Annotated in this window: 16 protein-coding genes; 14 read left to right on the forward strand and 2 right to left on the reverse strand. The window is 38.7% G+C overall.

Annotation, left to right across the window (positions count from 1 at the left end; genetic code table 11):
- The first annotated feature begins 89 nt into the window (after positions 1 to 89).
- The 5 genes from AC1Z3T_RS01785 (at position 90) to AC1Z3T_RS01805 (ending at position 6,587) form a co-directional block, all read left to right on the forward strand.
- Complete coding sequence (locus tag AC1Z3T_RS01785) at positions 90 to 1,481, forward strand: LLM class flavin-dependent oxidoreductase (protein ID WP_100885516.1); 1,392 nt, start codon at positions 90 to 92, stop codon at positions 1,479 to 1,481.
- Positions 1,482 to 1,799: 318 nt separating this feature from the next.
- Positions 1,800 to 3,050 (forward strand): SfnB family sulfur acquisition oxidoreductase, encoded by a 1,251-nt coding sequence (locus AC1Z3T_RS01790; RefSeq protein ID WP_009584527.1) that lies wholly within the window; start codon positions 1,800 to 1,802, stop codon positions 3,048 to 3,050.
- Between the two features lie 32 nt (positions 3,051 to 3,082).
- Positions 3,083 to 4,339 carry an acyl-CoA dehydrogenase family protein gene (locus AC1Z3T_RS01795; RefSeq protein WP_483396448.1) on the forward strand — a complete coding sequence of 419 codons (1,257 nt, stop codon included), beginning with the start codon at positions 3,083 to 3,085 and terminating at the stop codon, positions 4,337 to 4,339.
- A gap of 331 nt (positions 4,340 to 4,670) precedes the next feature.
- Entirely contained in the window at positions 4,671 to 5,498 is an 828-nt protein-coding gene (locus AC1Z3T_RS01800; protein ID WP_042086874.1) for an SDR family oxidoreductase, read from the forward strand.
- Between the two features lie 138 nt (positions 5,499 to 5,636).
- Complete coding sequence (locus tag AC1Z3T_RS01805; protein WP_005032325.1) at positions 5,637 to 6,587, forward strand: LysR substrate-binding domain-containing protein; 951 nt, start codon at positions 5,637 to 5,639, stop codon at positions 6,585 to 6,587.
- Between the two features lie 52 nt (positions 6,588 to 6,639).
- Here the strand turns inward: AC1Z3T_RS01805 and AC1Z3T_RS01810 are convergent, their stop codons facing one another.
- Positions 6,640 to 7,260 (reverse strand): TetR/AcrR family transcriptional regulator, encoded by a 621-nt coding sequence (locus AC1Z3T_RS01810; protein WP_004824579.1) that lies wholly within the window; start codon positions 7,258 to 7,260, stop codon positions 6,640 to 6,642.
- A 492-nt stretch (positions 7,261 to 7,752) separates the two neighbouring features.
- On the opposite strand from AC1Z3T_RS01810, the gene AC1Z3T_RS01815 reads away from it, so the two are divergent.
- From AC1Z3T_RS01815 to scpC, 3 genes are all read left to right on the forward strand, one after another.
- Positions 7,753 to 9,534: an acyl-CoA dehydrogenase C-terminal domain-containing protein gene (locus AC1Z3T_RS01815; RefSeq protein WP_100885514.1), complete on the forward strand. Its 1,782-nt coding sequence runs from the start codon at positions 7,753 to 7,755 to the stop codon at positions 9,532 to 9,534.
- An 83-nt stretch (positions 9,535 to 9,617) separates the two neighbouring features.
- Complete coding sequence (locus AC1Z3T_RS01820; protein ID WP_171067112.1) at positions 9,618 to 10,793, forward strand: thiolase family protein; 1,176 nt, start codon at positions 9,618 to 9,620, stop codon at positions 10,791 to 10,793.
- Between the two features lie 105 nt (positions 10,794 to 10,898).
- On the forward strand, positions 10,899 to 12,398 hold the full coding sequence (scpC, locus tag AC1Z3T_RS01825; RefSeq protein ID WP_100885513.1) for a succinyl-CoA:acetate CoA-transferase ScpC: 1,500 nt from the start codon (positions 10,899 to 10,901) through the stop codon (positions 12,396 to 12,398).
- A 66-nt stretch (positions 12,399 to 12,464) separates the two neighbouring features.
- On the opposite strand, the gene cysS is transcribed toward scpC, so the two are convergent.
- Complete coding sequence (gene cysS, locus AC1Z3T_RS01830; RefSeq protein ID WP_009584517.1) at positions 12,465 to 13,886, reverse strand: cysteine--tRNA ligase; 1,422 nt, start codon at positions 13,884 to 13,886, stop codon at positions 12,465 to 12,467.
- Between the two features lie 196 nt (positions 13,887 to 14,082).
- Here cysS and AC1Z3T_RS01835 point away from each other — a divergent pair, with 196 nt between their 5' ends.
- The 6 genes from AC1Z3T_RS01835 to AC1Z3T_RS01860 all read left to right on the forward strand — a co-directional run bounded on the left by AC1Z3T_RS01835 (position 14,083) and on the right by AC1Z3T_RS01860 (position 24,296).
- Positions 14,083 to 15,075 (forward strand): KpsF/GutQ family sugar-phosphate isomerase, encoded by a 993-nt coding sequence (locus tag AC1Z3T_RS01835; RefSeq protein WP_005032317.1) that lies wholly within the window; start codon positions 14,083 to 14,085, stop codon positions 15,073 to 15,075.
- 3 nt (positions 15,076 to 15,078) lie between these two features.
- Positions 15,079 to 15,618 (forward strand): KdsC family phosphatase, encoded by a 540-nt coding sequence (locus AC1Z3T_RS01840; RefSeq protein WP_004824568.1) that lies wholly within the window; start codon positions 15,079 to 15,081, stop codon positions 15,616 to 15,618.
- Between the two features lie 39 nt (positions 15,619 to 15,657).
- A complete protein-coding gene (gene lptC / locus AC1Z3T_RS01845; protein WP_100885512.1) occupies positions 15,658 to 16,203 on the forward strand; it encodes an LPS export ABC transporter periplasmic protein LptC in 546 nt (181 codons plus the stop codon).
- A complete protein-coding gene (gene lptA / locus AC1Z3T_RS01850; protein WP_004824563.1) occupies positions 16,190 to 16,756 on the forward strand; it encodes a lipopolysaccharide transport periplasmic protein LptA in 567 nt (188 codons plus the stop codon). Before lptC ends, lptA begins: the two co-directional genes overlap by 14 nt.
- On the forward strand, positions 16,756 to 17,499 hold the full coding sequence (lptB, locus tag AC1Z3T_RS01855; protein WP_004824561.1) for an LPS export ABC transporter ATP-binding protein: 744 nt from the start codon (positions 16,756 to 16,758) through the stop codon (positions 17,497 to 17,499). Before lptA ends, lptB begins: the two co-directional genes overlap by 1 nt.
- A 572-nt stretch (positions 17,500 to 18,071) precedes the next feature.
- Positions 18,072 to 24,296: a BapA/Bap/LapF family large adhesin gene (locus tag AC1Z3T_RS01860; protein WP_483396449.1), complete on the forward strand. Its 6,225-nt coding sequence runs from the start codon at positions 18,072 to 18,074 to the stop codon at positions 24,294 to 24,296.
- Positions 24,297 to 24,364 lie beyond the last annotated feature (68 nt).

A 24,364-nucleotide genomic window follows, 5' to 3' on the forward strand; every position in this document is an offset into this window, starting at 1 on the left:
ATCATGATAATCATTGAAGATATTAAGATAAAAGAATTGACATAAATGGCATAGGATAAAAATAATATGAATACCGATGTTGAATAGAAATGACTAAGCAAATTAGCTTCAATGCTTTTGAAATGAATTGTATTGCACATCAATCTCCGGGGTTATGGCGTCATCCATCAGACCGTTCTACAGAATACAAAGATATTGAATATTGGACTGATCTTGCCAAGATTTTAGAAAAAGGCTTATTTGATGGGATTTTTATCGCAGATGTGCTGGGAATTTATGATGTATATCATCAAAGTGCTGAGCATGCTTTAACAGGAGCAGTACAGGTTCCTGTAAATGATCCGCTACAAATTGTCCCAGCAATGGCAGCAGTGACACAGCATTTAGGTTTTGGCGTCACCACCTCTATTTCATTTGAGCACCCTTATCCCTTTGCGCGAAGAATCAGTACTTTGGATCATTTGACTAAGGGTAGAGTAGGTTGGAATATTGTCACTTCTTATCTAGAAAGTGGCTCTAAAAATCTGGGGTTAAGCACACAACTCAATCACGATGACCGTTATGACGTTGCAGATGAATATTTAGAAGTACTGTATAAGCTTTGGGAGGGCTCATGGGAAGAAGGAGCAGTTTTAAGAGATAAACAAGCTGGTCAATTTGCAGACCATACCAAAGTTCATCCGATTTTGCATGAAGGTAAATATTTTAAAGTACCTGGTATTCATATTTGTGAACCATCACCACAGCGTACGCCTGTATTGTACCAAGCAGGGGCTTCATCTCGTGGACAAAAATTTGCCAGTCAAAATGCGGAATGTATTTTTATTGCACCACCTTCAAAAATTGCTGCAAAGAAAATTGTTCAGAGCATTCGTCAGAAATTGAGTGAGGAAGGGCGAGACCCTTATGCTGTTAAAATTTATACATTATTGTCTATTGTGACTGATGAAACCGATCAAAAAGCACAGGATAAATTTAAAGAATATCAAAGTTATGGAAGTTATGATGGGGCGCTAACATTGGTTTCAGGCTGGTCTGGAGTAGATTTCTCCCAATATCAAGCAAAAGATAAAGTGGAATATATTGAAACCAATGCTATTCAATCAATGTTAGATGCTTATGTTAATGCAGATCCTAATCGTGTATGGACGATAGAAGAAATTGCACAATGGAATAGTGTTGGTGGAAATGGTCCTGTAATTGTCGGTTCAGCTCAAACGGTTGCTGATGAATTGCAACACTGGATTGAAGAAACTGACGTAGATGGTTTCAATCTGGCTTATATTTTGGCACATCAAACTTTTATCGATGTCGTGGAGTATATTGTCCCCGAGTTACAACGACGTGGGGTCTATCAAACTGAATATCGGACTGGAACGCTAAGAGAGAAGTTATTTGGGCAGGGTGCATATCTGGTCGAAAACCATCGTGGTGCACAATTCAGAAAAGTAACTAAAGATAAATTTGCACAAGCCAGTTAAGTGTTTTCATCAGGTTTAAAGGTTTTTAAATTTGTTCATTCAATATATAAATGTGCTGGTTTAAGCAAGTATTCAATGTTTTATTTAAAGCTTAATATTTAGTAAAATAATAAGCATTATGCATCGCTTAGAAATAAAACATGATAAATTCAATAGAATGCCCACTTTATGTGGGTATTATTTTTTGATTTTATTGATTATGAATTTTAATGATAAATTTATGATTTTATTTTGAATATTGAATGCATTTATTGATATAAATGATTGAAAAGAATAATGCTAGTTTAATGTCATGCTTATTTTAAGAGAGTGACAACAATGACTGATTTAAACCAAGAAAATTTTTCTTCTCAGACGGCTGTGCCTTTACATTTTTTTGAAGTTAATCAAGATGCACATGTGATTCGATCGGATGCAGAAGCTGTTCAAGTGGCTCAAGCTTTGGCGAAAGAGTTTGCCAAAGAAGCTTCACAACGTGATTATGAGCGCCGTCTCCCTCTTGCTGAAATACAACAGTATTCACAAAGTGGTTTGTGGGGAATCAATATTCCTAAAGCTTTTGGTGGCGCTGAAGTCAAATATCGAACTTTAGCAGAAGTGGTCAAAACGATTTCAAGTGTTGATCCATCCTTGGGGCAAATTGCACAAAACCATTGGGCATTCATTGAACATTTACGTTTGGATGCAAGTCCAGAACAGCAAAAGTTTTTCTTTGGAGAGATATTAAAAGGGCGTCGTTTAGGAAATGCCTTTTCAGAAAAAGGCAGCAAAACAGTTGCTGATTTGGAAACGAGAATTCATCAAACAGCTCAAGGCTATGAAATCAACGGACAAAAATTTTTTGCCACGGGTGCATTATTGGCGCATTGGGTCCCTGTAGTTGCGGTCAATGAAGAAGGTTTGCCGGTTGTAGCTTTAACACCTCGAACCACAGCTGGACTAGAGGTAATTAATGATTGGTCCGGTTTTGGACAGCGGACAACAGCAAGTGGCACAGTGGTATTGAAACAAGTACAAGTGGACGCCCAATATATTGTGCCGATCTATAAAGCATTTGAAAAACCAACAGTGGCTGGCGCAATTTCTCAGTTTATTCAAGCTGCCGTCGATGCAGGAATTGCACGTGGTGCGATTGAAGAAACCATTCAATATGTCAAATTGCATTCCCGTCCTTGGGTAGATTCTGGTTTGGAAAAAGCATCCGATGATCCTTATACCATCGCCAATATTGGTGAATTAAAAATTAAATTAAGAGCAGCTGAAGCCGTTTTAGACTTGGCAGGTGATGCAATTGATTTAGCAATTGCTCAACCTTCAGAAGAGCACGCCAATGAAGCGACATTGTTGGTCGCCGAGGCTAAAGTGCTAACTACTGAAATTGCAATTTTGGCGTCCAATAAATTATTTGAGTTATCGGGTACTCGTTCAACTTTATCCGAGTTGAATTTAGATCGTCATTGGCGCAATGCACGCACCCATACTTTACATGACCCAGTGCGTTGGAAGTTTAATTTGGTTGGTAATTATTATTTAAATAACATTCACTTGCCACGCCATGCGTGGAGCTAAGAGTGATAAGAATAGGATAATGGAGAGCCAGCATGAGTGAACAAAATATTCAAACCAATATTAATGATAATTTATCAATCACAGCCAATTATGAAAAAGTTGCAGCAAAGTATCGTCCAATTTTCGAAAAAATCGCCGAAGGAACTCTCGCGCGTGAACAGCAACGTTCATTGCCATATGAACAAATCAACTGGTTAAAACAAGCGGGTTTTGGGGCACTTCGTGTTCCTGTGAAGTTTGGTGGCGATGGTGTTGCTCTACCTCAATTGTTCCAGTTACTTATCGAACTTGCCAGAGCAGATTCTAATATCGTGCAGGCATTGCGGGGGCATTTTGCCTTTGTCGAAGATCGTTTAAACGCGCATAAAGTTGCTGATCAAACGCTGTGGTTTAAACGTTTTGTTCAAGGTGATCTGGTGGGAAATGCTTGGACTGAAATTGGTCAAGTCAAAATTGGGGATGTGATCACTAGGGTAAAACAAAAAAATAATCAACTGTTGGTCAATGGGAAAAAATACTATTCAACAGGCACTATTTTTGCTGATTGGGTCGATCTATTCGCCTATGACGAAACAACTGACCAACATGTGATTGCTGCTATTTCTCGCCATGCCTCGGGTGTGCAGGTATTGGACGATTGGGATGGTTTTGGACAAAAGACGACGGGAAGTGGTACGTTAAGCTTAACTGATGTTGCAATTGAGCGTGATCATATATTGCCTTTTGAACAACGATTTAAATACCAAACAGCATTTTATCAAGTCATTCATTTGGCGACCTTGTCGGGTATTGCTCAATCAGCTGTTGCCACATTTATTCATGAAGTACAAAAGCGTGATCGTATCTTTAGTCATGGCAATGCAGATCTGGTTCGTAATGATCCGCAAATTTTACAAGTGATTGGTAAAGCATCTGCACAAGCCTATGCCAGCGAAACCATTACCTTACGAACAGCAGAAGCTTTACAAAAAGCGTATCTTAGCCATTTTGGAGAGTCTGAGATCAAAAATATTCAGGCGAATAATGATGCTGAACTTGAGTCGGCACAAGGTCAAGTGGTGATCTCTGCGTTGGTGTTGGATCTAACCAGCCAATTGTTTAATGCATTGGGTGCATCAGCCAGTACAACATCTAAGCAGCTTGATCGCTTTTGGCGAAATGCGCGAGTCGTGTCTTCACATAATCCTTTAGTTTATAAGGAAAAAGTGATTGGAGATTGGGAGGTGAATCATGAGCCTTTACCTTTTGTATGGCAGATTGGCGCGAGTCCAAAGATTGGGGCAGCTTAAATTTTTCATGGGAATATATCAAAAGCTTGCATATGCAAGCTTTTGTTTTTGAGGCGAGATAAAATTAAAATAATTAATGTACTGGTGAGTACATAAATTGGAAGTTTTAATGCTATAAGAATAAAATAAAATTTAGTAGATTAGAGCCTGTTGACATTTCTATCCTAACCCTTTTGGATAGGAGCTTTTTTGTTGCGAAGATGTTGGTCTTGTTAACTTAGACTGGTTAAGTTTTGCAAAGCCTGCCTTGTGCGGTTAAAAATGTCTAATGTCGCAAGCATCTGTGAAGTGTCAACAGATCTAACCGTAAAACAAATACAAAGAGGATGTTATGTCACTTCAAGGAAAAACACTTTTTATCACGGGTGCAAGTCGTGGAATAGGGCGTGAAATCGCACTCAAAGCTGCTCAAGATGGCGCGAATATCGTGATTGCTGCAAAATCTGCAGAAGAACATCCAAAATTAGGAGGTTCGATTTTTACTGTTGCGAAAGAGGTTGAAGCAGCAGGTGGGAAGGCGCTGGCAATTCAATTGGATGTGAGAGATCAAATTGCTGTGGCAGCAGCCATGCAGCAAGCCGTCGCGCAATTTGGTGGGATTGATATTTTAATTAATAATGCGGGTGCAATTAAATTATCTGGTGTTGAACTACTTGACCCAAATCGTTTTGATTTGATGTATCAAATCAATACCCGTGCGGTGATGGTATGTAGTCAAGCAGCATTACCTTATTTAAAAAATAGCGATAATCCGCATATCCTCAATCTTTCTCCGCCCTTGAATCTAGATGAGAAATGGTTTGCTAGTTATGCACCATATACCATTACTAAATATGGTATGAGTATGTTGACTTTGGGGATGAATCAAGAGTTTGCTAGCTATGGAATCAGTGTAAATTCACTTTGGCCAAGAACGATTATTGCAACTGCTGCAATTGAGTTTTCTTTAGGCGGTAAGGCGTTGTTCAGTAAGGCACGCAAACCAAATATCATGGCGGATGCTGCTTATCATATATTGAATAGCCAACAACGTGCGTTGACTGGGCGATTGTTGATTGATGAAGATGTTCTTCGAGAATCAGGCATCACAGATTTTTCTGAATATCGTTATACAGATTCAGACGATGAATTAATGGTTGATTTATTTGTAAAAGAATAGAAATGAATATAAGTAAAATGTACCGATTTTTCATCACTGGTCTGATTGTTTAAAATCGGTACATTAAAACATTGGAAATTTTTATAAAAAAGCAGAAGATATAGCACCGAATACAAAAAATGTGAGAGTTGTAATTTCGTGTTTGAGTTAGATTGTAAGTTGCTCAGTATTTTTTACTATATCTACAAATTTAAAAGTGTGTCTGTTGCTGCAGACCATTTAGCAATGAGCCAACCTACAGTAAGCAATATTCTGAACAAAATTCGTGCTCACTATAACGATCCGTTATTTTTACGGATTGGTAATGAAATGGTGCCTACAGAATTGTCGAAACAGCTTTATCCTCTGGTGAGCGAGGCTCTGAGCAAAGTTGAAATTATCAATAACTTTAGTGTGAACTTTGACGAAACAGCATCGCATCAACAGTTTACTGTTGCTATGACGGATGTTTCACATTTGGTTTTGCTTCCAAAGATTTCTCAATACCTCAAACAACATGCACCTCATGTTAAATTAAATGTTCGTGCCATTACTTCTGAAACCAGCTATCAAATGGCAAATGGAGAAATTGATTTAGCCATTGGCTTTTTACCGCAATTGGAAAATGGATTCTATCAACAAAAATTATTTGAACAGTTCTATGTGGTGATTGCTTCAAAAGACCATCCACGTTTAAATCAGCAAAGTATGACTGTTGAACAGTATTTGAGTGAATCTCACATCGATATTGATGCAGGGGTGGGGCATTATCACATTGCCAATGAGCTATTGAATTTGGATTTAAAACGTAATGTGTTAATGCGCATTCCAAGTTATCTCGGTGTGGGCTTGGTGGTACAAGATACTGACTCGATTGCAACCGTTCCGTATTATTTGAGCGAAGTTTTGTTGTCTCGAGGAAATTTACAGATTTTTCCTGCACCTATCTCGTTTCCGACCTATTCGATTAAACAGTATTGGCATATGTCCTGTCACCATAAAACCAGCCATCAGTGGCTCAGACATATGTGTTATGAAATTTTTAGTCAAGTTAATTCCATGCCATTACCTAGTCAGTTACTCAGCCCTCAAAACGAATTAGATATATAGCAAATCATAATGTCTTAACTAAACAGTGAATCTGATCAGAAAACAATGAATATCAATCGTTTGAGGTTTCTGAATCAGTTAATTTATCAGGTGTCATCAGGGCTTGATTGACATAAAGTTTAATCAAGCGTTCACGAGAGCCAATTGACTTTTGATAATGGGTTGAATTTAACAGTAGGGATGCGCCATAGGTGACTGTCCAAATATAAGACAGATAATCACGGATCGACATAATGCTGTTTAATGATTTGAGATGTGCACCAAAGAGGTCTTTAATTTCTAAAATTCGTTGCTCACGGATTGAATAAAGTTCTTCAAATAAATCTTTGAGCTTGCGTTCATTGTTGGTTAAGCGCTCTTCGATCACATGTAATAGAATCGTACGATTCGAATTCAGCATGTTATACAGCATATATTGAGAGACATAAATTTTAATGTCGTGATGGTAGGCTTTGGAAATATCTAAGAGTCTTTTTTCATTTAAGATAATCAGTTCAAGGTAGAGTTGATTTTTACTTTTAAAGTGCTTGTAAATCGTGCCTTTAGCAATATCAAGTTCTGCGGCAAGCTCACTTAAAGTAATATCCTGATTATTATCAAGCAATAAGGTTTCTGCCATTGCTAAAATTTTCTCTTTACGGAGAAGAAAATTTTGTTGGCGCACTGAACTCATTCTATTAATCCAAAACCACTGATGAAGAACTAGAATCAGAGTATATCAGCTATTTGAGTTATTCAATAAAACTATAGTCGTCATTTTCAAGAAAATATTTCAAAAGAACTCTGAGATTCCAAGTCAAAAATCATTGATTTATCAATTGGCAAAAGATAAAGAATTTTCTTTTTTAAAGTCAATAAAATTGAACCTATGAGGTCAAATTATGTAAATATGTTTCCATTATTTTAAGAATTGGATTATTGTTTTTTGACTTACTTTTGTCTTAAAAAGCTTGTAATTTCTTTATTTTTACAAATTATATAAGGCTTTAGCTAAGGGGTGTTTAAAGAAAACAAACTTCTAATGTTGATCAATCTTTGTAAATTTATATATGTTTTATATATAAAATAGCTAGGTTGATGAATGAGGTGTTTGTTTTTTTAATGCAAAAAGATTTATACACGGCTTTAGTCGCAACTGAAAAGTCATGTCACAAGGAAAGCAATCATGCCAATTTATAATGCACCACTGAAAGATATGCAATTTATTCTTCAAGATGTGTTTAAGGCTGAAACGTTCTGGCAAGAGAACGAGAATTTAGCGCATTTGGACATGGCAACTGCCAATGCAATATTAGAAGAAATGGCAAAATTTTCTAAAAATGTCATTCTGGATTTAAATCGTAGTGCGGATGAAGAAGGCGGTGCTGAATTTAACCAAGGTGAAGTTAAAACTCCACGTGGTTTTAAAGAAGCTTTTCAACAGTTTGCCCAAGGCGGTTGGATTGGTTTAGGTGCCAATGAAGCATGGGGTGGTCAAGGCATGCCTAAAATGCTGACCGTGCTTGCAGATGAGATGATTTGGAGTTGCAATCCTTCATTCATGTTGTATCCACTGTTGACTGTGGGTGCAGGGATGGCAATTGATCAAGCAGCATCAGAAGAACAAAAAGCCACTTACTTACCAAAATTTTATACAGGGGAATGGTCAGGGACCATGTGTCTAACTGAACCCCATGCAGGTACTGATTTAGGGATTATCAAAACAAAGGCAGTACCTAATAATGATGGTTCATACAATATTTCAGGAACAAAAATATTCATTACCAGTGGAGAGCATGATCTCAGTGAGAATATTATTCATCTTGTATTAGCCAAAACGCCGCATGCTCCAGCAGGTTCCCGAGGTATTTCTTTATTTATCGTACCGAAATTTCTTATCAATCAAGATGGTTCATTGGGTAAGCGTAATACGGTTACTGCAGGTTCTATTGAACATAAAATGGGAATTAAAGGCTCAGCAACATGTGTCATGAATTTCGATGCTGCTCAAGGATATCTTGTAGGTAAAGAAAATGAAGGCTTAGCAGCCATGTTTATTATGATGAATTATGAGCGCCTTTCTATGGGGATTCAGGGAATCGGTGCGTCAGAGTTTGCTTATCAAAATGCAGCGCAATATGCCACAGATCGTTTGCAGGGGCGATCTGCATCAGGTCAACAATCTCCAGATAAGCCTGCTGACTCAATCCTGGTTCATGCTGATGTGCGCCGTATGTTGCTCAACTCACGTGCCAATAATGAAGCATCACGTGCATTTGCTGTGTATGTTGGACAACAACTTGATATCACCAAATTCTCAACAGACATTGATTGCATAACAAAAGCCAATGAGCGTGTGGCATTTCTAACACCTATTGCAAAAGCATATCTGACCGATAAGGCACTGGATGCGGCACTTGAAGCGCAAATGTGCTTCGGTGGGCATGGTTATATTCGTGAATGGGGAATGGAACAATGTATTCGTGATTTGAGAATTTCCCAAATTTATGAAGGAACCAATGGTGTTCAAGCACTCGATCTAATTGGACGAAAAACAATTAAATCGAATGGTGCCTTTATCGCAGACTATCTGACAGAAATACGTGAATTTGCCGACAGTATGCAGGACGCAATGTCAATTAAGGCGGTCACATTGGATGTCTGTGCTCAAGTCGACGAAATCACGAAAATAATTATTGAGCAGTCAAAAGTGAGTCCAGATTTTCCGAGTGCAGTTGCCGTAGATTATTTACATGTGGTTGGCTTGTTGAGCTTTACTTATATGTTTGCACGAATAGCTCAAGCGGCTCAAAGTAAATCAGACACTTTTTATCAAAACAAATTAGTCTTAGCACAGTATTATGTTGCTAAAGTGCTTCCAGACTTAGCGACAAGAATACAGCGTATCCAAGCTGGTGCTGATCTCATTATGCAACTGCCCGAAGATTATTTTACAGCACAGGCTTAAAATTTGAGATTGACAATGGCAAACCATAAGGTTGTTAACTTCTTTGTGGTTTAAAACAAGATTTAAAATCAATGGACAGGGAGATAAAAATGATCGTAATTGTTGAAGCAGTACGTACAGCAATGGGGGGATTTCAAGGTGCTTTATCAGCTTGTACAGCCCCGGATTTAGGCGCAGTTACCATTAAAGAAGCAATTGTCCGTGCAGGTTTACAGCCTACAGATATTGATGAAGTGATTTATGGTTGTGTGCTTCCTGCGGGTCTAAAACAGGGTCCTGCACGTCAAGCCATGCGCCAAGCCGGATTGCCAGATTCAACGGGTGCAACCACGATCAATAAAATTTGTGGCTCAGGTATGAAAGCAGTCATGCAAGCTGCTGATGCAATTAAGGCAGGTTCGGCGAATATTGTTGTTGCGGGCGGTATGGAGTCTATGACAAATGCACCATACTTGCTTGAAAAAGCACGTGCTGGTTATCGAATGGGGCATGGTAAAGTCATTGATCATATGTTTCAGGAAGGTTTGGAAGATGCTGAAACAGGGTTGTCCATGGGTATTCTGGCGCAAGAAATGGCAGATCAAAAGGGCTATACACGTGAACAGCAAGATGCTTATGCAATAGGTTCTTTGAATAAAGCGGTAACGGCGATTAATAATGGTTATTTTAAAGCTGAAATTGTGCCTGTTACAGTATCATCTCGCAAAGGCGAAGTTGTGGTCGAGCAAGATGAGCAGCCATTGAATGCCAAAGCAGATAAAATTCCAACTTTACGTCCAGCATTTAAGAAAGACGGTACCATTACCGCCGCGAATTCAAGTTCAATTTCTGATGGTGCTTCGGCATTGGTGATTACCTCAAGTGAAGAAGCCAAACAACGTGGTTTAAAGCCACTGGCACAAATATCAGCATATGCGACACATTCTCAGCACCCCTCTGAATTTACGATTGCACCGGTCGGTGCGATTGAAAAAGTATTAAAGAAAACAGGCTGGAATGTTGAAGATGTTGATTTATGGGAAGTGAATGAAGCTTTTGCAATGGTTGCCATGTTGGCGATAGATGCTTTCCAACTGGATGCAAATAAAGTCAACATCCATGGTGGTGCTTGTGCATTAGGGCATCCGTTAGGTTCTTCTGGTTCACGCATTATTGTCACGCTTATTCATGCTTTAAAACGCACTGGTGGTAAGAAAGGTATTGCAGCACTATGTATTGGTGGTGGTGAAGCTACAGCAATTGCCATTGAATTAATTTAATCCTATCCCTTTCATAAACGAATAATTCAAAATCTCCTCTATCCTTGTTCGCAGGGATGGTGGGCGCTTTCATGCTTTATTTTTATATTTTTGAGATTTATTTAAATGATTAATGGTTTGGAACGTGTACGCTTAAATTGCCTGCACAGTAAAATAATGTCTGCTGAACAGGCTGTGAATTTAATCAAAGATGGTTCAGTGGTCGGTGTAAGTGGTTTTGGCGGTGCAGGCGAGGCAAAAGCAGTCCCTTTAGCATTGGCAGATTATGCGCAACTGCATCCTTTGAAAATTACTTTGGCGACTGGTGCAAGTTTAGGTAACCGTATAGATGGTCGCTTAACTGAAGCGCATGCTTTGGCACGCCGTTACCCTTATCAGGCTGATCCTATTTTACGCAAAGCAATTAATGCAGGCGAGGTCATGTATATTGATCAACATCTATCTGAAGTTGCAGATAATATTCGCCATCATAATTTAGCAAAAACCAATGTGGCGATTATTGCAGCCACTGCGATTACTGAAGATGGACAAATCATTCCGACAGGTTCATGTGGAAATGCTGCAAATTTTGTTGAAATGGCAGATCAGGTAATTGTTGAAATTGACACAACTATTCATACGATACTGGAAGGGGTGCATGATATTTATCTTCCAAAGAAGCGACCTTATCGCGATCCAATTCCTCTTACTCAAGTGAGTGATCGCATTGGAACTTTTGGTATTCATATCGATCCTAGTAAAATCTCAGCCATTGTTTTGAATGATATTCCAGATACTTCATTTAAGATGGATCAAGCAGACGATGAAACACTTGCTATCGCACAGCACTTGATACACTTCTTTGAAAATGAAGTAGCACTTGGGCGTTTACCTGAAAACTTAGGTCCATTACAGTCTGGCGTTGGTTCAATTGCAAATGCTGTTTTTGCTGGTTTTGCACATTCAAACTTTCATGATTTAGAAATGTATTCAGAAGTTTTGCAAGATTGTACATTTGAATTAATTGACTCTGGCAAAATGAAGTTTGCTTCAGGTTGTTCAATGACTTTGTCTGATGAATGTGCCAAGCATGTGATGACAAATTTTGAACGCTATAAAGATAAAATCGTGTTACGTCCACAGGAGCTGTCGAATCATCCTGAAATCATTCGGCGCTTGGGAATCATTGCAATCAATACCGCATTAGAGTTTGATATTTATGGAAATGTAAATTCAACACATGTGGGAGGTAGCAAAATGATGAATGGTATTGGGGGATCAGGGGACTTTACTCGCCATGCCCATTTGGCTATTTTTGTGAGCAAGTCGATTGCCAAAGATGGTGCAATTTCTTCAGTTGTACCTATGGTCAGTCATTGTGATCACGCAGAACACGATATTGATGTTTTAGTGACAGAACAAGGATTGGCTGATTTAAGAGGATTAGCTCCTCGGGAGCGTGCGCTTAAAATTATACAATGCTGTGCACATCCATCTTATCGGAATGAATTGACGGATTATTTTGAACGGGCATGTGTATTAGGTGGGCAAACACCACATCTTTTACGTGAGGCTTTGTCTTGGCATGCGCAGTTTGAAGAAACAGGAACGATGAAATCTGTTTAAAAACATAAAGCCAATAAAAAACCTGATCTTAATCAGGTTTTTATTGGAAAATACTACATGACTGAATTAATCAGCGCGACGCCAAATTGTACCTTGACGAGTATCTTCGAGTACCACTCCTTGAGCAAGTAAAGACTGGCGAATTTCATCAGCACGCGCAAAGTCCTTATTTTTTTTGGCATCTACACGTTGCTGGATAAAATCTGTAATATCAGCTTCAGATAAGCCTAATGCTTCTTGCCCAATATCAGACTTTAAAAACTCATCAACATTGTACTGAACTAAACCTAGAATATTGGTCAAATGGCGTAAAGTCGAATAATAAAGCGTTGCTTGCTCTGCATTTTCTTCTTTAACTGCACGATTCAGTTCTTTAATGATTTCGAACAATACTGCAATTGCTTCTGAAGTATTGAAATCATCCCGCATCGCGATATTAAAGCGTTCCACAAATGTTTCATCAAGTACATCTGTAGATAGATCAGCATACACTTGCTGATATGCCTTAAATGCATGATAGAAACGAGAAAGTGTTGTTTTTGCTTCTTTTAATGCAAAGTCAGAAAAGTTCACCGGGCTGCGATAGTGTGAAGAGACAATAAAATAGCGAATCACTTCTGGGTGGAACTTCTCCATCACATCACGAATGGTAAAGAAGTTGCCTAATGATTTGGACATTTTCTCACCATCTACATTGATAAAACCAACATGCATCCAGTAATTCACATATTGTTCATCTGTAGAAGCTTCTGATTGTGCAATTTCATTTTCATGGTGTGGGAATAAAAGGTCTGAACCACCACCATGAATATCGAAATGATTGCCTAAGCAGCAGGTCGACATTGCTGAACATTCAATATGCCAACCAGGGCGTCCATTGCCCCATGGTGAAGCCCATGAAGGTTCATTTTCTTTGGCATGTTTCCAAAGCACGAAATCAAATGGATGTTTTTTCTCAACGTCTACATCGACACGCTCAGAAGCGCCAGCTTGCATATCATCCAGTTTACGTCCAGAAAGGCGACCGTATTTGGCAAATTTCTCAACTTCAAAATACACATCACCATTTGCAGAAGGGTAAGCAGCACCTTTATTGACTAAATGACCAATCATATTTTGCATCTGATCAATATAATCGGTCGCACGGGGTGCTTCATCTGGATGTAGACAGCCCAGATTTTCTGCATCTTCATTCATCGCTTGAATAAAACGGTCTGTTAATGCCGTAATACTTTCACCATTCTCGTTGGCACGTGCAATGATCTTGTCATCAATATCGGTGATATTTCGAACATATTTTACATTCCAGCCTTGGCTGCGTAGAAAACGAATGATGTAGTCAAAAGCAACCATCACTCGAGCATGTCCAATATGACAGTAATCATAAACTGTCATACCGCACACATACATGTCGATATGTCCTTCTTTACGGGGAACAAATTCAACTTTTTTACGTTGCTCAGAGTTGTAAAGAACAAATGGTTGCATAGGTTTTCTAAATGTTTCAACAAAAGGGTGATTTATCTTAACCTAAGCTCCATATTTCATAAAGATTTATACGTTAATTTTCTAAGAAAATGAAATTTATACATTTAGGAAAGCAGGCTATTGTATTGCTATGCTAAAATAGCAAAAATATTCCGTTTGATATTCAAAACTCGTCTAGAGTTAAGGTAAGTCCATTTTGAATTCTGAAAATAAGTCAAATCATGTTGATTTTCAAAAAGTTGCGCTTGAAACCTTGCGCATTGAAGAGCATGCCTTAGAAATTTTAGCGACCCAAATCGATGAGCGTTTTACCCGCGCCTGCGAAATTATTTTGCAATGCCAAGGTCGTCTAGTGATTACTGGGATGGGAAAATCAGGGCATATTGGACGGAAAATGGCTGCAACTTTTGCCTCTACAGGAACGCCTTCATTTTTTATGCATCCTGGCGAAGCTGGTCATGGTGATTTGGGTATGTTGGTTAAAGGTGATGTACTGATTGCGATTTCAAACTCTGGAAAGAGTGATGAAATTATGATGCTGATGCCACTCATTAAATATTTGGAAGTTCCATTAATTACCATCAGTGGTGATGATAAAGGTCCGATGCCACAAAATGCCGATGTGGCGCTAACGCTCGGAAATATTAAAGAAGCTTGTCCATTGGGCTTAGCACCGACATCGAGTACAACTGCAACATTGGCATTAGGTGATGCTTTAGCAGTGGCATTGTTAGATGCACGTGGTTTTACTGCGGATGATTTTGCGATGTCTCATCCCGCTGGAGCGTTGGGTAAGCGTCTGTTATTGCATGTGAAACATTTAATGCACACAGGCAATGACTTACCCAAAGTATTACCCAATACACCTATGAATAAAGTACTGTATGAAATTTCTAATAAACGTTTGGGTTTAACCACGATTGTCGATGAAAATGACACCTTATTGGGTATCTTTACAGATGGTGACTTGCGTCGTTTAATTGATAAGCAACAAGGTTTTGATGTGAATTTAGCTGTGTCTGAGGTGATGATTAAAAACCCATCAACGATTTCTAAAGAAGCACGAGCTGTGGAAGCTTTGGAAAAAATGAATGAAAAGAAAATTAGTCAATTTGTGGTTGTCGATGAGATGCATAAAGTGATTGGTGTTATTAGTATGCATGATTTGATTCAAGCTGGAGTAAATTAATCAATGGCTTCTTATGTTTTATTAGAACAAGCGCGTCATATTGAAGCATTGGTTTTAGATGTAGATGGAATTTTGAGTGATGGTTTTGTGACTTTGACCAATTCTGGAGACGAAATCAAATCATTTGATATTCGTGATGGATTGGGCATGAAATTGGTCCAAAAATCTGGGATTAAAGTCATTATCATTACTGGACGTAAAAGTCACATCGTAGAAAAACGTATGTCTGATCTCGGTGTCGATTTGATTTTCCAAGGTCGAGAAGATAAGGGTGTTGCGCTTAGAGAAGCATGTGCACAACTTAATTTAGATCCTGAAGATTGTTTATACATGGGCGATGACTGGCCTGATCTTTCAGCATTTGCACTGGCTGGAATGAAAGTTACAGTACCTAATGGTCATGTTGAAGTTCGCCGTCGAGCAGATTTAGTCACACAAGCAATGGGTGGGCGTGGGGCGGTACGGGAAGTTTGCGATATGTTGCTGATGGCTAAAGGCACTTACCAAGAACTACTTGAAAAATATACAGCTATACCGCATTAATAGCTTAAATTCAGATTGATCAAATGTTGAATATAATTTATGGATACTAAGGTTCTATATGTGACCGCTGTTGTCATTGCGGCAATTAGTGGTGGCTATTACTATTACAGCGGGAAAGGTAAAAAGCTGGATGGAAATTCAGCACAAAGCATGACCTATTCTGCTGAAGGTATTCAGTTGGTCCAGACCGATGAAAAGGGCAATCTTTATGTTCGTGCTCAAGTTGATCATCTAGAACAAGATTTACAAAGAAAAACGTCTAAACTCAGCAATCTCAATGCTTCAATGTTTAATCAAAATCAAGTTGATTCAACTTTTTTTGCCAAAGAAGCAAGAGGATTTAATGACAATGAGAAGGTTGTTTTATCTGGACAGGTTAAAGCAACTAAACTTGGTGAACGTGGGACGATGGAATTTCAAACAGATGAATTAACAGGCTATCCTAAAACTCGTCAGTTCGAAACAACTCACCAAGTTAATGTCAATGCACCTGATGCAGAATTTATTAGTCAGGGTTTAAAAGCTGATTTAAACCAAGGTCAATATGAATTTGCAAATATTCGAGGAAAGTATGTACCTAATTAAGATCTTTTCACTGAAACAATCTTTCCTGAGAAAAGCGATCTGTACGATCAGTATGTTGAGCTTGTCAGCAACGGCATTTGCATTACCATCAGACCGTAATCAGCCTATTTCACTTGTTGCTGATAAAGCAACGTATAGTGAAGCGACAGGTGTGACAACCTATACCGGCAATGTCATTATTGAACAAGGTACAATGAAGCTACAAGCGTCTTCAATTGTTGCTCAATTGAATAAAAGTAAACAAATTAGCACTATTACTGCGACAGGTGGACCAGCAAAATTTCAACAGCAGGTAGACAGTGCAAAAGGCGTGGCGCGCGGTGAAGCACAAAAAATTGTTTACAATGCTGAGACTGGTATTATCAACCTGATTGGAAATGCTTATTTGTACCAAGATGGAGCAAGTATTCGAAGCAGCACTTTAAAATATAGTATGAACAAAGGTGATGTTGAAGCTTCGGGTTCATCGAATACAACAGGTTCATCTAAAGGACGTGTGCAAATTATTATTCCACCAAACAGTGCTAAGTCTTTCCCTGGAGCACGTGATTAATGACAGCTTCGAATCAAAGCCAAACACTGTGTATTAAACACTTAGCCAAAGTTTATAGTAAACGCTGGGTGGTAAAAGATGTTTCTTTTAGTATGCAAAGCGGGCAAATAGTCGGATTGCTTGGTCCAAATGGTGCTGGTAAAACAACAAGCTTCTATATGGTTGTTGGTTTGGTTCGTATGGATAAAGGCGAAATTCATTTAGATAATGAAGATATTTCCGACTTAGCCATGCATCAACGTGCACGTAAAGGAATTGGTTATCTGCCACAGGAAGCTTCTATTTTTAGAAAGCTCACGATCGCTGATAATATTATGGCAATTCTTGAGACTCGAAAAGATCTCAATAAACAACAGCGACAACAACGTCTAAAAGAATTGTTGGAAGACTTTAAAATTACCCACATCAAAGATTCATTAGGCATGAGTGTTTCGGGGGGGGAACGTCGCCGTGCTGAGATCGCAAGAGCTTTGGCAGCAGATCCCAAGTTTATGCTATTGGATGAGCCTTTTGCAGGAGTAGATCCAATTTCTGTTGGTGATATTAAAGATATTATTCGGCAGTTAAAGGACCGGGGTATCGGTGTTTTGATAACAGATCACAATGTTCGTGAAACTTTAGCAATTTGTGAGCATGCTTATATTGTGAGTGAGGGAGCAGTCATTGCAGAAGGTACTCCTGAAGAAGTATTGGCAAATGAAACAGTACGTCAAGTTTATTTGGGTGATGATTTTACTGTTTAATTAATATTATTAAAAGAATGGAGTTTTATACTCCATTTTTTTTGTTTAATACAAACTATTGGTTAAATAAAAATAAATTCTTAATTTATTAAATTTGCATAATATGTTTTTTTTGCAATATTATTTACATTGATAAAAAAAATTACATTTTTTATATAAAATTTAATTTATCAATAATTTTTAAGTTTCAATAATACCCGTAAATTTTAAATGGAAATCACTTGTCTATAAAAATCATGGTTAATCAGCTTACGCTGTAGATGGTTTTTATCAGAATGTAAGATTATTAATAAAAGATTAATAAATTTGTAAAAATGATGAAAGCAGCAGCAAATGATGAATATAAAGAGATAATTAAATTTAATTGCGTATAGACAGTCTAAAAATATTGAATAAAAATAAATAAATGATAAGCACATCACGAAATTCTTTTAAATAGATTAGTTATTATAGACAACTAATATTTTTTATAATGTTATTCATTTTTATTATTAAAACTATACACTTGTGAATTTTGTCGCACTTATTTATCTTTTTTGCATAAGAGTGAATTATAAGACGGAAGAACTATTATGAAAAACATCACAATTTATGAAAAAGGAACGGCTAAAATTCTGACTCAGGATTTAGTGAATAAACATCACGCTGTTTATAAAGTCAATTTAGATAGTGCTGAAATAGCCAAAATTGTTAAAGTTAATAATAATCTGGAGGTGTATTTACAAAGCGCAGAAAAAGTTGTTATTGAAGACTTTTTTATTGGAGAAAAACCAAAAGAATTTACTATAGAAACTTCAGATGGAAAACATTATTTACTTGAATTCCTTGAATTTGATGCAAATGGCACTGTGACTAAAATTGATTATCTGGGTATTAATGATTTTCATGAATATTTGGTTGGTGAGCATGCAGCAGTACCAGTATGGGCATGGGTTGCAGGTGCAGCAGGAATTATAGGTATAGCCGCAGCTGCAGGAAGTAGTGGTGGAAGTTCAAATCATTCTGGAAATGGTGATAAGACTGCTCCTAAAATAACACATCAGATTTTAGATAATCAAAAAATTAAAATAACTGCGGATGAAGCAAGTAAGATAACCATAGTTGATTCTACTGGAAAAACAATTGGTAGTGGTCAATTAAATCAGGCGGGTTCGCTGGATATTACTTTGACAAGACCATTGGTCGATAATGAAAAAATTACAATTACAGCAATTGATAATGCTGGAAATAAAACAACAGAAACAATAAATGTTGGGGATGTTACAAAACCAGAAGTTGAAGTAAATATTGTTGATAATAACACTGTTCATATTGTTTCAAATGAACCAGGTAGCAAAGTTATTATAAAAAATGAAGCTGGTCAAACAATTGGAGAGGGAGTAATTGGTTCTAATGGGGAGCTAAATGTTGATTTAAATACTACATTAACTGATGGCAGCAAAATTATTGTAGATGTTATTGATACTTCAGGTAATCAAACAGAAAAAGTAATAACGGTAGGAGATGTAACACCACCGATTATTGAATCAAATATTAAAGACGCAACTCATATAGAAGTTACCTCAAATGAACCAGGGCAAGTAAAAATTACCGACAGCAATGGCAATGTGATTGGTACGGGAACGATCACTGGGAATAACGTGGTTGATGATATTCAACTGACTCGTCCCTTGGCTGATGGTGAAAAGGTCACAGTGACAGTGACAGATGGAGGAGGTAATCCAAAAACGATTGAAATCACAGCTGGAGATGTAACCGCGCCAATCATCACTTCTACGGTTCAAGATGCGACGCATATCGAAGTTACCTCAAATGAATCAGGGCAAGTAAAAATTACCGATAGCAATGGCAATGTGATTGGTACAGGCACGATCACTGGGAACAACGTGGTTGATGATATTCAACTGACTCGTCCATTGGCTGATGGTGAAAAGGTCACAGTGACAGTGACAGATGCTGCGGGCAATCCTAAAGCTCTTGATATTACTGCTGGGGATGTAACTGCGCCAACAATCACTTCTACGGTTCAAGATGCGACGCATATCGAAGTCTCGTCAAATGAAGCTGGTCAAGTAAAAATTACTGACAGCAACGGTAATGTGATTGGTACAGGCACGATTACTGGGAACAACGTGGTTGATGATATTCAACTGACTCGTCCATTGGCTGATGGTGAAACGGTCACAGTGACAGTGACAGATGCTGCGGGCAATCCTAAAGCTCTTGATATTACTGCTGGGGATGTAACAAACCCGCAATTTGAATCTGCAAATGTTGATAATAGTGGGACACAGTTAACGCTGACCTATAGTGAAGCTCTTGATTCGACAAATTTACCAACACCAGATAGTTTTGTTGTAACTGCGGGGGGGCAATCCGTAACTGTTACTGGCGTATCAATTAATGGCAATAACGTTATATTGACTTTAGCTCCACCAATTACAACAGGGCAAAGTGTTCAAATAGCTTATACCGACCCAACGACAGGCAATGATACCAACGCGATTCAAGATGTAGCTGGCAATGATGCAGCGAGCTTACCTGCAACAACAGTGACCAATGATTCGACAGTTCCAGGTACAGACACTACACCCCCTATTTTTGTTAGTGCTACAGTGGACAATACAGGAACTCAATTAGTTTTAACTTATAATAAAGATCTGGATAGTGCTAATTTACCTTTGATCAACAGCTTTGCTGTAACAGCAGATGGTCAGATTGTTGCAGTGACTGGTGTGAGTGTGAATGGTTCAACGGTTGTGCTTACTTTAGGTACACCAGTGACAGCAGGTCAAGCGGTTGAAGTAGGTTATACCGATCCAACAGCAGGTAATGATCCGAATGCGATTCAGGACATTGCGGGCAATGATGCAGCAACACTACCACCAACTTCAGTAAGCAATGGTTCGGTGATTCCAGGCGGAGATACCACAGCACCAACCTTTGTCAATGCGACAGTTGATCCATTGGGTACGACCTTAACGCTGAACTACAATGAAGCGCTTGATCCATTAAATCCACCAGTTGCAGGCGACTTCGCAGTGACTGCGGATGGTCAAGTGGTTGCGATCACGAATGTATTAGTGGTGGGCAGTAGTGTGGTGTTAACCTTGGGTGCGCCAGTGACAGCAGGTCAAGCGGTGCAAGTAGGTTATACCGATCCAACGGCAGGTAATGATCCGAATGCGATTCAGGACATTGCGGGTAATGATGCAGCAACACTACCACCAACTTCAGTAAGCAATGGTTCGGTGATTCCAGGCGGAGATACCACAGCACCGAGCTTTGTCAATGCGACAGTTGATCCATTGGGTACGACCTTAACGCTGAACTACAGTGAAGCGCTTGATCCATTAAATCCACCAGTTGCAGGCGACTTCGCAGTGACTGCGGATGGTCAAGTGGTTGCGATCACGAATGTATTAGTGGTGGGCAGTAGTGTGGTGTTAACCTTGGGTGCGCCAGTGACAGCAGGTCAAGCGGTGCAAGTAGGTTATACCGATCCAACAGCAGCTAATGATCCGAATGCGATTCAGGACATTGCGGGTAATGATGCAGCAACACTACCACCAACTTCAGTAAGCAATGGTTCGATTGTTCTTCCGCCACTTAATGCTGTAAATGATGAATTTGCATTAAATCTAGGTCAGGAAGTCCGAGTAAACCGTACTGAAGTTGCAGGTTCAGATATCGCAGTTGTTGATATCTTGGGGAATAATGCTACTGGTTTAAATTTCTCAATTCCACAAACACCAGGAAGTGCAGGTAAGGGAGCGACAGGTAATATTTCTGTCACAGTTTCACAACAAGACCTGATTTCGGTCGGTGAGGCTGTTCAGATTGTTATTTATCAGCAAACTAGCAATGGACCAGTGGAAGTTGCACGTGGTACGAGTCAAGGTGGTATTGTCACTGTGGGTGGTATTGGAATCATTGGTGTCGTGAATAGTAACGACTCAATTAAGCTTGATTTCACTAATTTACCTGAGGGTAATTATACGGTTGCAGTTCAGGCTGATGATAGTGCTCTAACAACTTTACTCAAAGACGTTGCTATTACTGACCTTGGTGGCGAAGGAGAAATTCTGGGTGCTTCAAATGCGGCAGCTATCGAGGCAGCAATTAATGCAGTACTTGGTCCATTAGGTGCTCCAGTTCTCGCTTTAGTCAATACAATTTTAATTCCTGTAAATACACTCGGTTTACCGCTTTCAAGTGTCGTTAACCAACTATTAAATGTATTGCCAATTAGCGTAGTTGATTACATTGTTGATGCAGCTGTTGCTCCTCTATTGTCAAACTTATTAACGATTTACGAAAAAACAAATATTAGCGTAACTGGAACTGAAGAGGTTTTTGCGAACTATGCAGTGACAGGTAATGTTTTTGCTGATAATGGAAATGGTCAAGATGTAATTGGTGGTGGTTCAATCACTGAAATAGATGGTGCACCTGTTGCACAAGGTAGTGTTACAATTCAAGGAGAGTATGGAAGTCTTGAAATTAACACACTAACAGGAGCCTTTACTTATACTGTGACAGCAGGAGAATCGGCTGTTGGAAAAACTGAAATATTTGATTATAAGCTGTCTAATGGAGCAACATCTGATACGGCTCAAATCATTATAAATATTGCAGGAACACCAGCAGATCCAGGTGAATTAACACCACCAGATTATGTTGATCAAGTTGTTGCAAATGATGATCTTGCTACTGTTAAAAATTATCAAGAAACTGCGGGTGATGATGTAGGAGTAGAAGGACGAGCTTCTCAATTATTAGGCGTAAATTTACTCGGACTAAATATTTCTTTAGGTAATACAGTTCCGTTTAATTTTGAAGTTGAAGAGAACAGCACTTCCAGTATTAATGTCAATGTAAGTGGCAGTGTAGTAAGCGCTGCAATTGGAGGGATTGTTGGTACTTTATTAGGAACAGCAGATAAATATTTCAATGCTGTACTTGAGCGCCAATATTTGGATGAGAATGGTGTAGCACAAAAAGAGTATTTCATTGTAGAGGATGCAGTGAAATTAACTCCTCCAGGCTTGTTGGGTATTGTATTTAATTATTCTGGTCAGATTAATGTAGATAACTTACCTCCAGGTGTTTATACCATTGCTTTGCAAGAAAAACCATCAGATGCAGGTTTATTGCAACAGCTATTAAATCTTTTGGATTCAACCTTATCAGCACAATTGTTCGGTGGTGTTGAGTTGACTATGCAAGCACAAACCAACAAGTATTTGGGTTCAGGCAGCATAGAAGGAAATGTTATTTCAAGCGCTGACGGTGCGGATGAAGTAAATACGACAACATTTGTCACTAAAGTGGCCAATGAGGTTGGTGATCCTGCAGTTACATTATCTGGTGCAAACACGGTCGTGGTTGGTGCTTACGGAACACTTTATATTTCACCAAACGGACATTATAAATATGTAAGTAATGGTGATCCTGCGGATATTGGTAAGGTAGATACATTCACCTATACGATTAGAGACTTCAATGGTAGTGAAGCAACAGCGAATTTGAATATTCGTATCGATGGTGATAACTCTGGTGTAGTTTGGGATAATACAAATCCGCAAAATGATGTCACACTTCCTGCTCCAGTAGTGCTTGATAATTCAGATCATGCGGTAATTGGTACTGTCACAAATACAGTTCAAACAGTTAATGCAGCCAATCAAGGTTCATTTGCAGTTGCAGGTACATTAGGTGGTGGAGGTGGTACTTATGTCCCAACAACATTTAACGTCGCAAATACAGACTCTTCACATGTAGTAGTAAAAGTTAATATTCCAGCACTTTCAGTTTCGATATTGCCAACGGTTGTTCTCACTGTAAAAGATCAGAATGGTACGGTTGTTGGCACTGTAACAGGGAAGCCTATTCTCAACGCACTTGGAAGTTCTATTACTGTAGATATTCCTAATTTAGGTCCAGGAACATATACAATCGAAGCATCTGCTTCAGCTAATATTGGTCTAGGTTTTACGGCATCAGTGAGCTTAGCGCAAGACATTACTCACTATAATGAAATTGGTCCAGTAACTGCTGCTCCTATCACTGGTAATATGTTAACTGACGATACCTATAATCATGCTTATGCTAAATTTAGCATAGATACGGGGAATGGTCAGTTTACCGAAGTTGGGTACAACGGTATTACCATACAAGGTGATTATGGCAGCCTATTCGTGAAAAGTGATGGAAGCTATGTTTATACACCGAAGGCTGGTGAAATTGGTCGTCAAGAGGTATTTGATTATAAGCTGACAGTTTTCGGTCAAGATCATATTGCTTCACTTACTGTGACGATTGATGCAGTTACGACTGGTGATGCTCTACGTAATACGCTCATTAGTGGTGAGCTGAATGATAGTTTCACTGGTAATGGTGGCTCCGATGTACTTGTTTATCATGTACTAGAAAATGCAAGTGCAACGGGTGGAAATGGTACGGATCACTGGACAGATTTCCATGCTGGAAATGTGAATACTGATACGAATGCAGATGTCATTGATATCTCTGATTTGCTCATTGGTTTTAACAGTGCAAATATCACCACTGATTTAACAGCATCTGCAAACTATTTGAAAAACTATCTTGGTGTAAGAGTTGATGGCAATAATGTCACACTCACCCTAGATCGTGATGGTGCAGGAACTACCTACACTGGAAAAACTGATTTGCTTCAATTGGATAATTTGGCGCAATCAGGTGCTGCATTTAACGGCAAGACAGAGGATGATATCTTGAAACTCCTGCTTCAAAATCATCAACTTGTTCTCTAATCATCCAGTTGTGCTTAAACCCTAAGTTCGCTTAGGGTTTTTTATTGCCCAATGTTTTTAAAATCCAC

The sequence above is a fragment of the Acinetobacter sp. B-6 genome, from assembly GCF_056930735.1.

Bases quoted from the DNA above. Each gene is read 5' to 3' on its own strand.
- lptA (WP_004824563.1), top strand. From the start codon at position 16,190: ATGTACCTAATTAAGATCTTTTCACTGAAACAATCTTTCCTGAGAAAA.
- AC1Z3T_RS01785 (WP_100885516.1), top strand. From the start codon at position 90: ATGACTAAGCAAATTAGCTTCAATGCTTTTGAAATGAATTGTATTGCA.
- AC1Z3T_RS01810 (WP_004824579.1), bottom strand. From the start codon at position 7,260: ATGAGTTCAGTGCGCCAACAAAATTTTCTTCTCCGTAAAGAGAAAATT.
- AC1Z3T_RS01790 (WP_009584527.1), top strand. From the start codon at position 1,800: ATGACTGATTTAAACCAAGAAAATTTTTCTTCTCAGACGGCTGTGCCT.
- cysS (WP_009584517.1), bottom strand. From the start codon at position 13,886: ATGCAACCATTTGTTCTTTACAACTCTGAGCAACGTAAAAAAGTTGAA.
- AC1Z3T_RS01795 (WP_483396448.1), top strand. From the start codon at position 3,083: ATGAGTGAACAAAATATTCAAACCAATATTAATGATAATTTATCAATC.
- AC1Z3T_RS01860 (WP_483396449.1), top strand. From the start codon at position 18,072: ATGAAAAACATCACAATTTATGAAAAAGGAACGGCTAAAATTCTGACT.
- AC1Z3T_RS01800 (WP_042086874.1), top strand. From the start codon at position 4,671: ATGTCACTTCAAGGAAAAACACTTTTTATCACGGGTGCAAGTCGTGGA.
- scpC (WP_100885513.1), top strand. From the start codon at position 10,899: ATGATTAATGGTTTGGAACGTGTACGCTTAAATTGCCTGCACAGTAAA.
- lptB (WP_004824561.1), top strand. From the start codon at position 16,756: ATGACAGCTTCGAATCAAAGCCAAACACTGTGTATTAAACACTTAGCC.
- AC1Z3T_RS01840 (WP_004824568.1), top strand. From the start codon at position 15,079: ATGGCTTCTTATGTTTTATTAGAACAAGCGCGTCATATTGAAGCATTG.
- AC1Z3T_RS01815 (WP_100885514.1), top strand. From the start codon at position 7,753: ATGCCAATTTATAATGCACCACTGAAAGATATGCAATTTATTCTTCAA.
- lptC (WP_100885512.1), top strand. From the start codon at position 15,658: ATGGATACTAAGGTTCTATATGTGACCGCTGTTGTCATTGCGGCAATT.